At 65.7% G+C, this 15,065-nt stretch carries 16 protein-coding genes; 4 read left to right on the top strand and 12 right to left on the bottom strand.

What is annotated here, in order from left to right:
- Positions 1-6: 6 nt before the first annotated feature.
- From motB to fliE, 12 genes are all read right to left on the bottom strand, one after another.
- The gene (gene motB, locus WKW77_RS08560) at positions 7-933 is read right to left on the bottom strand and encodes a flagellar motor protein MotB (RefSeq protein ID WP_340356432.1); all 927 of its coding nucleotides are present in this window, start codon (positions 931-933) and stop codon (positions 7-9) included.
- A 17-nt stretch (positions 934-950) separates the two neighbouring features.
- Entirely contained in the window at positions 951-1,811 is an 861-nt protein-coding gene (gene motA / locus WKW77_RS08555) for a flagellar motor stator protein MotA (RefSeq protein WP_093161249.1), read from the bottom strand.
- A 65-nt stretch (positions 1,812-1,876) separates the two neighbouring features.
- Positions 1,877-2,488 (bottom strand): flagellar transcriptional regulator FlhC, encoded by a 612-nt coding sequence (gene flhC / locus WKW77_RS08550; protein WP_340356431.1) that lies wholly within the window; start codon positions 2,486-2,488, stop codon positions 1,877-1,879.
- The gene (gene flhD / locus WKW77_RS08545; RefSeq protein WP_340356430.1) at positions 2,485-2,838 is read right to left on the bottom strand and encodes a flagellar transcriptional regulator FlhD; all 354 of its coding nucleotides are present in this window, start codon (positions 2,836-2,838) and stop codon (positions 2,485-2,487) included. Before flhD ends, flhC begins: the two co-directional genes overlap by 4 nt.
- Before the next feature lie 316 nt (positions 2,839-3,154).
- Positions 3,155-3,448, bottom strand: coding sequence for an EscU/YscU/HrcU family type III secretion system export apparatus switch protein (locus WKW77_RS08540; RefSeq protein ID WP_340356429.1), 294 nt, complete (start codon positions 3,446-3,448; stop codon positions 3,155-3,157).
- Positions 3,445-4,722, bottom strand: coding sequence for a flagellar hook-length control protein FliK (fliK, locus tag WKW77_RS08535; RefSeq protein ID WP_340356428.1), 1,278 nt, complete (start codon positions 4,720-4,722; stop codon positions 3,445-3,447). The genes WKW77_RS08540 and fliK overlap by 4 nt, the downstream gene beginning before the upstream one ends.
- A 19-nt stretch (positions 4,723-4,741) precedes the next feature.
- The gene (locus WKW77_RS08530) at positions 4,742-5,074 is read right to left on the bottom strand and encodes a flagellar protein FliT (RefSeq protein WP_340356427.1); all 333 of its coding nucleotides are present in this window, start codon (positions 5,072-5,074) and stop codon (positions 4,742-4,744) included.
- A gap of 32 nt (positions 5,075-5,106) precedes the next feature.
- Positions 5,107-5,529: a flagellar export chaperone FliS gene (fliS, locus tag WKW77_RS08525; RefSeq protein ID WP_340356426.1), complete on the bottom strand. Its 423-nt coding sequence runs from the start codon at positions 5,527-5,529 to the stop codon at positions 5,107-5,109.
- Positions 5,530-5,547: 18 nt separating this feature from the next.
- Positions 5,548-6,999, bottom strand: a complete 1,452-nt coding sequence (gene fliD, locus WKW77_RS08520) for a flagellar filament capping protein FliD (protein WP_340356425.1) — start codon at positions 6,997-6,999, stop codon at positions 5,548-5,550.
- Positions 7,000-7,042: 43 nt separating this feature from the next.
- On the bottom strand, positions 7,043-7,390 hold the full coding sequence (locus WKW77_RS08515; protein ID WP_340356424.1) for a flagellar protein FlaG: 348 nt from the start codon (positions 7,388-7,390) through the stop codon (positions 7,043-7,045).
- Between the two features lie 150 nt (positions 7,391-7,540).
- A complete protein-coding gene (locus WKW77_RS08510) occupies positions 7,541-9,190 on the bottom strand; it encodes a flagellin N-terminal helical domain-containing protein (RefSeq protein WP_340356423.1) in 1,650 nt (549 codons plus the stop codon).
- Between the two features lie 255 nt (positions 9,191-9,445).
- Positions 9,446-9,772 carry a flagellar hook-basal body complex protein FliE gene (gene fliE / locus WKW77_RS08505; protein ID WP_340356422.1) on the bottom strand — a complete coding sequence of 109 codons (327 nt, stop codon included), beginning with the start codon at positions 9,770-9,772 and terminating at the stop codon, positions 9,446-9,448.
- Positions 9,773-10,059: 287 nt separating this feature from the next.
- Here fliE and fliF point away from each other — a divergent pair, with 287 nt between their 5' ends.
- From fliF to fliI, 4 genes are read left to right on the top strand one after another with little or no spacing between them, the layout of a single operon-like run.
- Entirely contained in the window at positions 10,060-11,832 is a 1,773-nt protein-coding gene (gene fliF, locus WKW77_RS08500) for a flagellar basal-body MS-ring/collar protein FliF (RefSeq protein ID WP_340356421.1), read from the top strand.
- Positions 11,822-12,820, top strand: a complete 999-nt coding sequence (gene fliG / locus WKW77_RS08495; RefSeq protein ID WP_340356420.1) for a flagellar motor switch protein FliG — start codon at positions 11,822-11,824, stop codon at positions 12,818-12,820. The genes fliF and fliG overlap by 11 nt, the downstream gene beginning before the upstream one ends.
- Complete coding sequence (gene fliH / locus WKW77_RS08490) at positions 12,807-13,640, top strand: flagellar assembly protein FliH (RefSeq protein ID WP_340356419.1); 834 nt, start codon at positions 12,807-12,809, stop codon at positions 13,638-13,640. Before fliG ends, fliH begins: the two co-directional genes overlap by 14 nt.
- A 3-nt stretch (positions 13,641-13,643) precedes the next feature.
- Positions 13,644-15,065, top strand: coding sequence for a flagellar protein export ATPase FliI (fliI, locus tag WKW77_RS08485; protein WP_340356418.1), 1,422 nt, complete (start codon positions 13,644-13,646; stop codon positions 15,063-15,065).

Raw genomic sequence — 15,065 nt, 5'->3', positions numbered from 1 at the left:
TCGCTGCTACTGGGTGGGCGCGGATGGTTCGAACGACGCCGGCTTCAGGTCGGCGGCCTCCGTGCTCGGGCGCAACGACGTGCCGACTCTGGGCTTGTCGAGTTCGCCGCTGTTCTCGCGCTCGATGCGGTCCTGTGTCTGCCGGTTCAGGACGATGATGCTGATGCGCCGGTTGATCGGGTTGCGCGGCTCGGCGTTGTCCAGGTGCATGCTGTCGGCGAGGCCGACGACGCGCAGCACCTTGTTCTCTTTCATGCCGCCCGTCACGAGCTCGCGCCGCGATGCATTGGCGCGGTCGGCCGAGAGCTCCCAGTTGCCGTAGGCCCTGTCGCCGTTGGTGTAGACGATGGCGTCGGTGTGGCCCGAGAGGGTGATCTTGTTGGGCAGGTCGTTGAGCGTCGGCCCCAGCTCGCGCAGGATCGCCCGCATGTGCGGCACGACGCGCGCGCTCGCGAGGTCGAACATCGGACGCTTGTCGCTGTCCACGATCTGCAGGCGCAGGCCTTCGGTCGTGATGTCGATCAGGATCTGCGAGCGCAGCTGCTTGAAGATCGGGCTGCTCTCGATCATGTCGTCCAGCCGCTTCTTCATGTCCGCCAGGCGCGCGGCGTCTTCCATCTCGGCGCGCTCGGCGTCGGAGAGCTTCTCCTCGCCTTCCTGGGCGATCGGGTCCGGGCCGCCGCCGGGAATCACGCTCGAGCTGAGGCTGTTCTTCTCGCCGCCGCTCAGGGCCACCTTCAGCGGCATGCGGAAGTGCTCGGCGATGCCTTCGCGCTGCTTGGGCGTCGAGATCGACAGCAGCCACATCACGAGGAAGAAGGCCATCATGGCCGTCATGAAGTCGGCGTAGGCGATCTTCCAGCCGCCGCCATGGTGGCCCCCGCCCTCCCCGGCGACCTTCTTGATGATGACGCGATGCTTGTCTGCGCTCATGGTCTACGCCCCGGCGGTCAGCGGGCCTTGACCTCGCGGACGTGCTCGTCGAGCTCGCTGAACGTCGGACGCTCGGTCGAGAACAGCACCTTGCGGCCGAACTCCACCGCCAGTTGGGGCGCATAGCCGTTCAGGCTCGCGAGCAGGGTGACCTTGGCGCACTGGAAGACCTTCATGCCCTCTTCGACCTTCTGGTCGATCACGGTCGCCAGCGGCATCACGAAGCCATAGGCCATGAGCACGCCGAGAAAGGTGCCCACCATCGCGTGGGCGATCAGCGAGCCCATCTCGGAAGGCGGGAGATTGGCCGAACCGAGCGCGTGCACCACGCCCAGCACCGCGGCCACGATGCCCAATGCGGGAAGCGCATCGCCGACGCGCGCCAGGCTGTGCGAAGGCACTTCGGCCTCGTGGCGGATGGTCTCGATCTCGTGGTCCATCAGCGCCTCGATCTCGAAGGCGTCGGTGTTGCCGCTGACCATCAGGCGCAGGTAGTCGCAGAGGAACTCCATGAGCTCGTGCTCGCCCATGATCTCCGGATAGCGGTTGAAGATCTCGCTGTCCTTGGGGTTCTCCACGTCGGACTCGAGCTTCATCATGCCCTCCTTGCGCGCCTTGGCGAGCAGCTCGTACAGCAGGGCAAGCAGGTCCATGTAGAGCTGCTGGTTGTGCTTGGACGAACGCAGGAGCAGCGGCAATTCCTTCATCGTCGCCTTGATCGTCTTGCCGTTGTTGCCGGCAATGAACGCACCCAATGCGGCGCCCCCGATCATCAGCACTTCGATCGGCTGGAACAGGACGCCGAAATGACCGCCCATGAGGGCATAACCCCCGAAAACGGTTCCCACCACCACCAGGTATCCGACCAGCACGAGCACACGTTTCCCCTTTTGCCCTCAGGCGTCAAATCAAATGGGTTCGATTTCGAATTGAATGAATCGCCTCAGTGGCTGCGGGCCGCAGCCTGCGGTTGGGCACGCGGCAGGACGGTGTCGGACTCGGACTCGGTTTCGGTTTCGGTCGACGCTTCCACACGCTTCGGGCCGCGCGCCTTGCCCGCACGCGACGGCGGACGGCAAAGCACGCACACATAGCCGTGCTTGTTGTCGTGCGCATGCGCGACGAAACGGCCACCGCAGCGGCTGCAGGTGCTCAGCTGGAGCATGTCGCTCTCGAAGAAGCGCACCATCGTGTAGGCGCGCGTGAAGTCGAGCACGACCTCGCCGCCATGCGTCTCGATCTGCTCCATGTACAGGCGGTAGCTCTTGATGAGCGCACGCAGCGGCGTCTCATCCGCCTCTTCCAGCATGAAGCGGTACATGTTGTAGAACATCGAGGAATGGATATTGGCCAGCCAGGTCATGTACCAATCCGTCGAAAAAGGCAAAAGACCCTTGGGCGGCGAAACGCCTTTCAATTCCTTGTAGAGACGAATCAGGCGTTCGCGGCTCAGGCCGACTTCCGATTCAAGAAATTGCAGCCGCGCGCCGAGTTCGATCAGCTCGATGGCCAATTGAACCTCGCGCACCTCGCCGAGAACGCTTTTTTTTGTCATGCCATTGCGTCCGCTTCGCGCGACTGGATTTTCCGAGCAGCCATCAGGATCGACATATGCGCCTGCTGGAGGGTCGTATCCTTTTCCTCGCCAAATACAGCGAACATCGGATGATCGTCCAGGCGGAAACTGCAGAGCAGGAAATTCGACGCCGCCATTTTGACGATCTGGGTCAAGGACATATTGGCCAGCAAATCCGCCAGTTCGCGGCCGACTCCCAGACGATACATGGCCGCGGCGCGATCCTGCTTGGCGAGTTTTTGCGCGAGCAGCATGTAGGCGAGATTGATGTCACCGATCTCTTTCGAGATGTCGCCATTCGTCGCGGCGCCTTCGTTTTCCAATTCCACTCTGCACTCCGTTTGATACAGGTTCTAGTCTATCGGCAGGTCTTAACAATTATTAACATCTGAACAATCTGTCGTGCAACAAAGTGAGACTTATCTGACGAGAACCGGAGCTACTCCCAATCCCAAGAAACGCCAGCCAGCGGGAAGTAAGTAGAATGAATACAAGCAAACGGCCGATGCAAATTCATTGATGGATGAAAAAGTATTCAGTCGGCCAATAACTCGATAATCCTCGGGCCAATTAATCGCCACCTCTATGAATTCTCATTAATACGAAACAAAAAGTATCAATTCAAAAAACTTCGTGTGAAATAGTTCATGACGTGCGGCCCCGATTCGGATTCGTGTCACTTTCGAGACTGTGAATCCAGGCCATCAGCTCGGCCACCGCACGGTAGAGCTGCGGCGGGATCTGCCGGTCGAGGTTCACCTGCATGAGCAGACGGACGAGATCCGCGGACTCGTGCACATAGAGTCCGTTCGCCTTCGCTTCGCGCATGATCGATTCGGCCACCACGCCGTAGCCCTTCGCCACGACCACGGGCGCCTTCGAGGCGTCCGCATGCGACAGCGCCACCGCACTCTGGCGGTCGTTCGCACCGGCGGTCATGACGGATCCATCCCCGCAACCTGGAAGTCCTGCAGCCGCAGGCCGATCGCGTCCAACCGCCGCGCCAATGCGCCGCCGTCCGACTGCAGCAGGGCGACGGTGTCCGCGTCGGCCGCATTCAGGCGCGCATGCACGCCCGTCCCCACCAGGCTGAGCCGCACATCGACCACGCCCAGGCGTGGCAGACGCATCGACACGGTGGTCGACCAGGGTCGAGCGGCTTCTTCGCCACCGGCATGCGCCTCGCACTCGTCGCCCTCCTGCTCGATCGACCATTGCATCGGCACGCCGGGCCAGGCCTCGCCGCTCCAACGGAAGACCGACGTGGCGAGCAGATCGAGCTGTTGATGCACCAGCGCGATGGACTGCGGATGGATCATCTCGTTCGCAACAGGGGCGGGGCCGGCGACCTGAGCGTGGACGGCGTGGCGAACCGTCGCGGCTTCTGCGTCGGCATGCCCGGGCCTGGCTTCGGTCGTCACCGCGGGCGCTTCGGCCCAGCGGTAGGCCGCCTGGACACGCGCAGCCTCATGATGAGATTCGAGGTCTGGATCGGCGGCGGGCGGCACCTCGCCCGAAGGCGATGGTGCCGTCGCAGGCTTCGGCTCGTGCACCCCGGCGGCGCCGCCCTGCCCTGCAGGCTTCCCGGTGTTCGCGGCCAGTTCATCCACCGCCGGTACGATGCCTTGCGCGACAGCCTGCGGCGGCGCTTCGGCCTGCGGAGAAGTCACCGCCGCACCCGCCGCAACCGGCTGTGCCTCGGCCGCCAGCGCCACTGCGAGCCCGGGACCCGACCAGCGCGCCTGCGGCTCCTCGGCCATTTGCGCCAGCGTGCGGCCACCCGCCGCGAACTGCGCAAGATGCGATTCGTAGAACAGTCCGCTCTTCGATACGTTCTGCGACAGCGTGCCCGCGAGCGCAACCGCATCCGGCGCCTTCGCGGAAGCCCATGCCGGCGCGGCACCTCGCACCGGGCCGGCATCGCCATGCTCATCCGCCAGCAACGCGCTGATGACTCGGGCCGTGGCCGACAGTTCGGCTTTGGCGGCGCGCATCGGCGAGCCTTCGCGGTGCGCCGCCTCACCCAGGGCGCCGGGCACCAGTCTTTCGAGTGCCGCATCCGACGGCAGCCGCACGTCGTTCGCGACCTTGCCCACCTGCATCGCCGGTCCGGGTGGACCGATCTCGGCCTCGCTCTTGATGGCGAGCACGTCCAGCCGCGGCGACGTCTTCGCGGAAAGGAGCGTGTCGACCAACCCGGACAAAGCGATCATGGGGCCGTCTCAGTCGCGATCAGTGCGGCCGCCCGTAGGCCTTGCCCAGCGTCTGCTGCTGATGCAGCGAGCCCATGCGCGCGATGAGTTCCTCGATCTGCGGCTTCACCAGGCCGCTGACTTCTTCCTGGTCCACGCAGATTCGCGCGATCAGGCGACGCATCTCGTCATACTGCGCCGGGTCCAGCACTTCCAGCGGCTGCAGCACCTTGAGCCGCTCGACGAGCGCAGCGCATTGCGCCTCGAGCTCCGGCAGCCGACCCCATTCCTTTCCACGCGCCAACTCAGCCATCAGCGACACACGCATCGCGAGCTCGCTGTAGCAATGGACGACTTCACTCGTGACTGCCATGTTGTCCCTCGTCTTCTCAAACTGTGGCCGCATCAGGCGGCCGCCGCGCCGGCGTCGATCTCGCGCCAGGCGCCGGCGAGATCGTCGAGCAGCCGATCGGCCTCGTCGAGCGCCTTCGCGTCGTTGCGCAGGTTCGCGTACAGCAGCCGCTGCACGATGTAGTCGTAGAGCGCGGTCAGGTTCTTCACCAGATCGGCCCCCGACGCGCCGGCCGCATCGGCGTCGAGGCTGGCCTTGAGGCCGTTCTCGACGATGTTGATCGCCTTCGAGACCGCATTGCCCTTCGCGACCACGTCGCCTTCGGCCATGTGATGCCGTGCCATGCCGATGGCCGCCTTCGCACCGTCGAACAGCATGCAGATCAACTGGTGCGGCGACGCACTCATCGCCCCGGTTTCCACGCCGATGCGGGCGTAAGCGCTGGCGCCGGTCCTGAAGTTGTGGGAGGTGTACATGGTGGGCTTCGGCGGGGCTTACTTGCTGGAGCTCGAGTTCATCGCATCGAACTGCTGCGTGAGGTAGGTCTGCGTGCTCTTCATGCTGCTGACCAGAACGTCGAGCGCCGTGAACTGCGTGCGATAGCGCGCCATGGTGGCATCGACGCGCGCCTGCATCGTGTTGTACTGCTCGTCGAGATCCTTGATCGTCGCGGTCACGCCATCGGTCGCCACGGACAGACTGCCGCCGGTCTTGGTGAAGTCGGTGATCAGCGAATCCAGCTGCTTGCCGAAGCCCGAGGTGCTTCCGGTCCCGCTCGCGAAGAGATTCGAAACGCCTTCCAGATTGGTGTCGAGCGCCGAGGCCAACTTGGTCGAATCCACCAGCAGCGTGCCGTCCTTCTGGAAGGCCACTCCGATCTCGTTCAGCACCTTCAGGTCGTTCGCGCCGGTGCTCTGGGGCGTCGCGAGCACCTGCCGGACGCGGTTCATGATGTTGCGCAAGGTCGTATCGCCGACCAGTGCGCCGCCCGTGTTGGTGTCGGTGTCGTAGGCCGTCAGGCTCTTCGCGGTGCTTTGCAGGCTGTTGTAGGCCTTGACGAAGTCATTGATCGCGGAGGTCACGGTGCTCGTGTTGGCCTTCATCGACAGGCCGGTCGTGCCGGTCTGCACCAGGGTCAGCGTCGTCCCCTGGATCGCTTCCTTGACCGTGTTGGTCGTGCTGGTGATCGCGATGCCGTTCACGTCGAGCTTGGCGTTCTGCGCCGCAACGGTCTGCTTCAGGTTCTGCGTGCCGGCCGGATCGTTGCCCATCAGGCTCTGCAGCGCGGCGTCGCCGTTCACCGAGATCCGCATGCTCGACGTCTCGCCGGTCGTGGTGGAGTTCAGCACCAGCCGATAAGGCGTGCCGCTGCCGTCATTGACGATGCTCGCCGTGACGCCGGCATTGGCCGCATTGATCGCATCGCGGATGCCGGTGAGCGTGTTGTTGGGCGAATCGATGGTGAGCGATTTCGCGGTGCGCGAGCTGTACGCCGTGAAGCCGGAACCGGTGTATGTGCCGGTCGCGGCATCCAGCGTGCCGCCGGTGATGGTGCCGAAGTCGATCGTGATCTTGCCGCTGCCGATCGCGGTCGTCGCGCTCGCCTGCCCCGTGGCGATCATCGACTGGGCCTGCGCGAGCTGCGATACCTTGATGGTGTAGTTGCCGGCGGAACTGGGGTCGGTCGAGGTCGCAGCGAGGATGCCGCTCACCGTGGGTGTGCCTGTGACGGTCTGGAAGAGCGCTGGATCGGACAGCTTCTGCGCAGCGGTTTGCAAGGTGCTGAGAGCGCTCTGGACCGTCCCGTACGCCGTCAGCTTGCTCGTGAAGCTCTTTGCCTTGGTATCCAGCGCCGTCAGCGGCTGGCTTTCCGCTGTCTGGAGTTGGGTGAGCAGGCTGGCCAGATCCAGATTGGAGCCCACGCCCACGCTGCTGATGGTTGCCATGTTGTCGGTTTCCTGTCTTTTGAATGAAGAGGCGCTCGCGATCTCAGGCCTGCTGGCTGACCAGCAGCCCCGGCGCCTTGCCCATGACCTTCGCGATGCGGATCACTTCCTCGTTCGGGATCTGGCGGATCACCTCGCCATTGACGCGGTCGACCACCTTCACGATGACCTTGTCGGTGTCCCTGTCGATCTCGAACTGGAGACCGATCGAACGGCTGTCCAGTCCGGCATTCACTTCGCCGACGGCTTGCTCGACCTGCGCGGGCGTCGCCTCGGCCGCCTTGCCGGCACCGGCGCCCGTTGCTGCCGGCGAAGCGCCGCCGGCGCGCCCGACAAGCAACTGCGTCCAAGGGCTGTCCTTCGCGGGAATGGCTGGCATCGGGTTCGACATGATTTCCACCTTGGTTGCGGGGTTCGCTGTGCTCTGCGGCCTTGTCCTTGCCATGGCCGCAGGGCACAGCGCAGGCCACGAGGCCTGGCGCCGCCAGGACCTTCCCTTGCGGGAGGGGACCTGGCATTCCTTTCGCTATCTGCTAGTTGATCAACGCAGGAGGGACAGCACGCCTTGCGTGGTCTGGTTGGCCTGCGACAGCACCGAGGTGCCGGCTTGCTGCAGGATCTGGGCGCGCGTCATGTTCGACACTTCCACCGCGTAGTCCGCGTCTTCGATGCGCGAGCGCGACGACGACAGGTTGGTGATGGTGGTGCCGAGGTTGGCGATCGTGGAGTCGAAACGGTTTTGCACCGCACCGAGAGAAGAGCGCAGCTTGTCGACCTTCGAGAGGGCGGCGTCGATGGCGGCGAGCGGGTCGGTCGTGGCCGTGGAGTTGCTGACGGCGTTGGTCGTCAACTTGCCCGGCGAAGCTGCGTCGGCGTAGACCGTGTTTGCGTTCGCGTCGGTAACGATCCCGTTGCTATGCATCGTGATGGTCTGGACCGCGTTCGTCACGAGCGCGCCGCTGATGTCGACGAACTGCGCAGCGGCCGCTTGCGTGACCGCGCCTGCGGCACTGACCGCATAGGCAGCAGTTGCACCGGCGCCGTCGATGTCGATCGACGAGGCGACACCCGAGTTGACCAGCGCGCCCACTGCAGAAGCCGAGATCGGCTCGCCCGTCACGCTGAACGTGTCGGCGGTTGCGGTGGCAGTGTAGGTAGCACCCGTAGCGCCGATCTTGATCTTGTCGCCGGTTTGCATACCGGTGGCCGTCGTCGTCAACGAGGAAACCGTCGCGGCAACGGTGGTGCCATTGCCAGTCTTGGTGAGGTTGAAGTCTGCGTCCAGGAACAGGGCCGAGCCGTCGGCAGCGTCAGTCAGCGCGCCATTGCTGTCGATCTTGACGTCCGTGGACTTGCCGCCCAGGGTCACAGTCGCAGTCACAGATTGGCCAGCAGGCGGCGTCAGGGACGAGACCAGCGGAGCTCCGGTGCGGGCCGTATCGGCCGCGGTGTAGCTCTTGGTGGCAGCGCTGTAGGTGTAGGTCGTGGTGCCGATGGCAACCGTGCCCTTGTCCTGGATCTTGCCCAAGACATCATTGGCGGTGGCGGCCTGGCTCGGGGTCTTTGTGTAGACAGTGTTGCCGTTCGTCGTCGCGCCTTGAGCCCAGCCAGCGACCAGCAGATCGGTGGCGGTGGCGGTCTTGTTGGCGGCGCCCTTGCCGTTGATATTGAAGCCATCGAGGCCCAGCGTCTTGGCGCTGATCTCTTGCAGGTCGATGTCGATGGTTTCACCGTCGTTGGCGCCGACTTGCACCTTCAGCTTGCCGGCATCGGCCGACAGGACCTTTACGCCGTTGAATTGCGTTTGATCCGAAACACGGTTGATTTCGTCAAGGCGCTGCGAGATTTCGGACTGGATCGAGTCGAGGTCGCTGGCAGAGTTCGTGCCGTTGGCGGCCTGCACCGACAGTTCGCGGATGCGCTGCAGGTTGTTGTTGACTTCGGTCAGCGCGCCTTCGGTCGTCTGAGCGATCGAGATGCCGTCGTTGGCATTGCGCGTTGCTTGCGTCAGGCCCTTGATGTTGGCCGTGAAGCGGTTCGCGATGGCCTGACCCGCGGCATCGTCCTTGGCGCTATTGATGCGCATGCCCGACGACAGACGCTCGATCGCGCTGTTCAGCGCGGACTGCGACTTGTTCAGGTTGTTCTGCGTGAGCAGGGACAGACTGTTGGTGTTAATGACAGACGTCATTCTCGACTCCTAGTAAGAAGAAAGGGTTGAAAGCTCTGGTCCTTAACGCTGGCTCTTGCCCTTGGGGGGTTTCGAATTCCATCGTTGAGGTTGTTATCGACAGGGGCTTTCAAACCTTTAGGGCGCAACCCAAAAAACTGACCGACCCGCAAACCCAGAAACCCCGCGGAACCGGCTCCGCCGGGCCGCTGGGGTTGCCCCCGGAAAGGGGGTGCCCGAGCCACACGAAGTGGGCGAGGCTGGGGGCGAGCGTCACTACGCCTGCAGGCTCATCACTTCCTGGTAGGCGGCCACGAGGCGATTGCGCACTTGAATACCGGTCTGGAACGCAACGTTCGCCTTCTGAAGATCGACCATCACGTCATTGAGCGCAACGCCCGGCTTGCCGAGTTCGAAAGCTTCGGCCTGGCCGTAGGCGTGGTTCTGCGCGCCGCTGATGTTGACCAGCGAGCGCTTGAGTTCGGCCGCGAAGCCGCCTGATTCGGCGGGCGCAGCGGCCGCGGTCGATGCGGGCGCGAAGCCTGCCTGCACGGCCGTGGCACGCATTTGCTGCAGGACGGATTCGATGGCGGAGATCGACATTCGGGTTCTTTCTTGATTCGCGCTTGGCGGTTGCTAAGGAAGCGCGCAGGCGCTTCGTCGTCCCTTCAGCGTATCAAGGGAAGACCCGCATGCAAGCCGCCAACAGATGGCAAAAACCCCCGCTGTTCGGCCCATCGATTTCCGGACGTCTCCTGACAATCGATCGCGAAACGAAAAGTCCGCTGACCCTAGTCATCGGCCTCCGGCATGAAATCTGAACAGAAAACTTCAAGCATCACCATGACGACGGACCGCGACTGCGCGACAGCCAAGGCGAGGGCCAGCGAATGACCGCTGCGGCAACGCCAGCGAACGCGGCGCCGCCGGCGGCCTCCTCGCTTCCCCCGTTTCTCGAGCGGATTCGTGGGCAGCCCAAGCTGCCCATGATCGTCGGCGGCGCTGCGCTGGTTGCAGCAGCCGCCGCATTCACGCTGTGGAACCACGGGCCCGAGTACAAGGTGCTCTACACCAACGTGTCGGACCGCGACGGCGGCGCGATCATCGCGTCGCTGCAGCAGATGAACGTGCCCTACAAGTTCGCCGAAGGCGGCGGCGCGATCCTCATCCCGGCCGACAAGGTGCCCGAGGCACGCCTGAAGCTCGCAGCGCAGGGCCTGCCCAAGGCCGGCGGCGTGGGCTTCGAGCTGATGGACAACCAGAAGTTCGGCACCAGCCAGTTCGCCGAACAGGTCAACTACCAGCGCGCGCTCGAAGGCGAGCTCGCGCGCTCGATCGAATCCATCGCCAGCGTCGAGTCGGCGCGCGTGCACCTCGCGATCCCGAAGCCTTCGCTCTTCGTGCGCGAGCAGAAGAAGCCTTCCGCCTCGGTGGTGCTCACACTGCAGCGCGGCCGCAGCATCGACGAAGGCACGGTCAGCGCGATCGCGCACATGATCTCCAGCAGCGTGCCCGAGCTGGACGCCAAGAGCGTGACCGTGGTCGACCAGCGCGGCAACCTGCTGTCGGCCGCGAACAGCGGCGCGCGCGGGCTCGACGTGAGCCAGCTCAAGTACACGCAGGAAATCGAGCAGGGCTACATCCGCCGCATCGAGGCGATCCTGCAGCCGATCGTCGGCGCGAACAACGTGCGCGCGCAGGTCGCGGCGGACATCGACTTCTCGATCGTCGAGCACACCGACGAGAAGTACAGCCCCAACGCGGACCCGTCGCGCGCCGCGGTTCGCAGCCAGCAGTCGAGCGAATCGAACCAGCGCGGCGCGGTGCCTCCGGGCGGCGTGCCGGGCGCGCTGTCGAACCAGCCGCCGGTGAACCCGACCGCGCCGATCACCAATCCGCCCCAGCCCGGCCAGCCCGGCGTGCAAGGTGCGCCGGGCGCACAGAACGCACAGGGGGCCCGCGGTGCCCAGAACGCCGCTGCCGCCAACGCAGCCAATTCGGCCGTGTCGACCGCCGCAGCCTCCGCTCCCGGCAGCTCGCGCAAGGACGTGACGACCAACTACGAGCTCGACCGCTCGATCCGCCACGTGCAGCAGAGCGCGGGCGGCGTCCGGCGCCTGTCGGTCGCGGTGGTCGTGAACTACAAGGACGCGGTCGAAGGCGGCAAGACGACGCAACGCGCGCTGACGCCGGTCGAGATCGACCAGATCCGCAACCTCGCCAAGGAAGCGATGGGCTTCAGCCAGGAGCGCGGCGATTCGCTCAACGTGGTCAACAGCGCCTTCGCCGACGACCGCGAGCCGGCCGCGCCGGAAGTGCCGGCTTGGCGAGACCCGCAGTACATCGACCTGGCCAAGACGATCGGCGGCTACCTGCTGGTTGCGCTGCTGGCGCTCTTCGCGTGGTTCGCGGTGCTTCGCCCGCTGCTGCGCAAGCACCTCGCGCCGCCGCCGGCGCCGGAGCCGGTGGCCGCCATGCCGGAGTCCGGCGGCGACGAACCGAAGCTGGACGACGCGCCGCAGGTTTCGCCGGAAGAAGCACTGCGCGTGCGTGAAGCCGCACGCCAGAAGGCCGACATGGACTACGCCCATCAGCTCGCCGAGCAGGACCCCAAGCTCGTCGCCACCCTGATCCAGCACTGGATGAACAGCAATGATCAGTGAACTCGGAACCCGCAAGAGCGCCATCCTCCTGCTGGCGCTCGGTGAAGACCGCGCGGCCGCCGCGCTCCACCACCTGCCCACCGCCGAGGTGCAGACGCTCGGCCTCGCGATGGCGAAGCTCAGCGCCGTCTCGAAGGAGGAACTCTCGTCGGTGCTCGCCGAATTCAGGCAGGAGACCGAGCAGCTCTCCGCCCTGCATCTCGGCTCGAGCAGCTACATCCGCGCGGTGCTCAGGAAGGCGCTCGGCGACGACCGCGCGAGCAACCTGCTCGAAGACATCCTGCAGGCGGACGAGCCGCACAGCGGCATCGAGCGCCTCAACCAGCTCGAAGCCGGCGAAGTCGCCGAACTCATCCGCGACGAGCATCCGCAGATCCTCGCGACGGTGCTCATTCACCTGGACCGCATGAAGGCGTCGGAAGTGCTGGAGAAGCTGCCGACGCGCCTGCGCCACGACGTGATCATGCGGATCGCAACCTTCGGCGGCGTGCAGCCTTCGGCGCTCAGCGAGCTCACCGACGTGCTCACCGAGATGCTGTCCGGCCAGGGCCTCAAGCGCAGCCGTCTCGGCGGTGTGCGCACCGCGGCGGAGATCGTCAACCTCATGGCGAGCGCGCAGGAAGAGGAAGCGATCGCCCATGTGCGCGAAGTCGACGACGCGCTGGCCCAGCGCATCGTGGACGAGATGTTCGTCTTCGAGAACCTCCTGGGCCTCGAGGACCGCAGCATCCAGCGCCTGCTCAAGGACATCGAGTCCGACTCGCTCATCATCGCGCTCAAGGGCGCGCCGCAGGAGCTGCGCGACAAGTTCCTCGCCAACATGTCGCAGCGCGCCGCCGAGACGCTGCGCGAGGACATGGAACTGCGCGGACCCGTGCGCGTGTCGCAGGTCGAGGCCGAACAGAAGTCGATCCTGCAGGTGGCACGCCGTCTTGCCGAGACCGGCGAAATCGTGATCGCAGCGCCTGGCACCGATGACTTTGTCTAAGCAGGCCCGGCACGCCTTCGCCCCCGGTGCGCGCGCGCTGCTCGCGTCGGCCTACACGCCACCCGCGCCGCCCGCGACGCCCGCGCCGCCCGCACGCGCCGCGGCGCCACAGCCCTCCCGCCCCGGCAAGCCGGTGCGGTCGGCCTGGCAGCGCTGGGAGATGGACACGCTCACCGAAGCGCAACCGGCAGACGCTTGCCAGCGCCTCGCTGCCGCATCCGCCGAGGTGGCGCCCTCGCCCGCCCTGCTGCATGCCGCCGAGCTTGCCCAACTGCGCCGCGAGGCGCGCGCAGCCGGCGAAGCCGAAGGCCGCAAGGAAGGCCTCGACAAGGGTCGCGCGCAAGGACTCGCCGAAGGCCATGCCGAAGGCGTCGCCGCGGGACTCGCGGCCGCGAGCGCTCATGCCGAACAGCTTCGCGCCATCGCGACCACCCTCCCGGAAGCACTGCGCCGCGCCGAAGGCGAAGTCGCCGATGCGCTTCTCACGCTCGCACTCGACATCGCGCGGCAGGTGGTTCACCGCACCCTGAGTGCCGAACCCGAATGGGTGCTGCCGCTGGTGCAGGATCTGCTGCACGCCGAACCCGCCCTGCAGGGGGAGCCGCGCCTGCTCCTGCATCCGGACGACGTCGCGTTGGTGAAGAACAGCCTCGGCAACGAACTGGAGGCCGCCGGCTGGCAGGTGCGCGCCGACGACACCATGACGCGCGGCGGCTGCCGCGTGCAGTCCGCGAGCGGAGAACGCGACGCCAGCCTGGAAACCCGCTGGAAGAACGTGACCACCGCACTCCGTCGAGATGCGGACGCGCAGGGAATCTGATCGATGACCGTTGCCACGCCTCTCGGGTCGTCCGACCGCCATCTTCAATCCTGGCTCGACACGCTCGCACGCGCGCGCCACGACGTGAGCCGCGCGCCGATCAGCGTGCAGTCGGGCCGCCTCACGCGCGCGGTGGGTCTCGTGCTCGAAGCCGTGGGGCTGCAACTGCCGGTGGGCAGCGACTGTCTGGTCGAACTGCCGCCGGGCCACACGCATCGCCATGCCGAAGCCGAAGTGGTCGGCTTCGCGGGCGACAAGCTCTTCCTGATGCCTCAAAGCGAAGTGTCCGGCCTGCTTCCCGGCGCACGCGTGATTCCGCGCAATGGCGGCACGGGTTCGTCTCTTGCGGGCGAAGGCCACGCCAAGCGTCTGCCCGTCGGCGAAGGCATGCTCGGCCGCGTCGTGGATGCCGCGGGAAGGCCCCTGGACGGGCTCGGCCCGCTCGACATCGCGCGCAAGGTGCCGCTCTCGTCGCCGCCGATGAATCCGCTCACGCGCGCGCCGATCGACTCGGTGCTCGACGTCGGCGTGCGCGCGATCAACGCGATGCTCACCGTCGGCCGGGGCCAGCGCATGGGCCTTTTCGCCGGCTCCGGCGTGGGCAAGAGCGTGCTGCTGGGCATGATGGCCCGCTACACGAGCGCGGAGGTGATCGTGGTCGGCCTGATCGGCGAACGCGGCCGCGAAGTGAAGGACTTCATCGAGAACACGCTCGGCGAGGAAGGCCTCGCGCGTTCGGTGGTGGTCGCCGCACCGGCCGACAACTCGCCGCTGCTGCGCCTGCAGGGCGCGGCCTATGCCACCTGCCTGGCGGAGTACTTCCGCGACCAGGGCAAGGACGTGCTGCTCATCATGGATTCGCTCACCCGCTATGCCATGGCGCAGCGCGAGATCGCGCTGGCCGTGGGCGAGCCGCCCGCCACCAAGGGCTATCCACCCTCGGTGTTCGCGAAGCTGCCTGCACTGGTGGAGCGCGCCGGCAACGGCGCACGCGATGCCAACGGTCACGGCGGATCGATCACCGCGTTCTACACCGTGCTGTCGGAGGGCGACGACCAGCAGGACCCGATCGCCGATTCGGCGCGCGCGATCCTCGACGGCCACGTGGTGCTCTCTCGCACGCTCGCCGAGGCGGGCCACTACCCGGCCATCGACATCGAGGCGTCGATCAGCCGCGCAATGACCGCGCTGATCCCGCCCACGCAGTTCGACGTGGTGCGCCGCTTCAAGCAGATGCTCTCGCGCTACCAGCGCAACCGCGACCTGATCAGCGTCGGCGCCTATGCGCCCGGCCACGACATCCAGCTCGACCAGGCGATCGCGATGTATCCGCGCATCGAGGCCTTCCTGCAGCAGGCCATGGAAGAACGCACCGACTACGCCGCATCGATTGCGCGCATGACCAAGCTCTTCGAGCCCGGCTGA

This window comes from Variovorax ureilyticus, assembly GCF_037889935.1.
Classification (GTDB): domain Bacteria; phylum Pseudomonadota; class Gammaproteobacteria; order Burkholderiales; family Burkholderiaceae_C; genus Variovorax; species Variovorax ureilyticus.
This window is presented reverse-complemented; position numbering and strand designations above follow the sequence as displayed.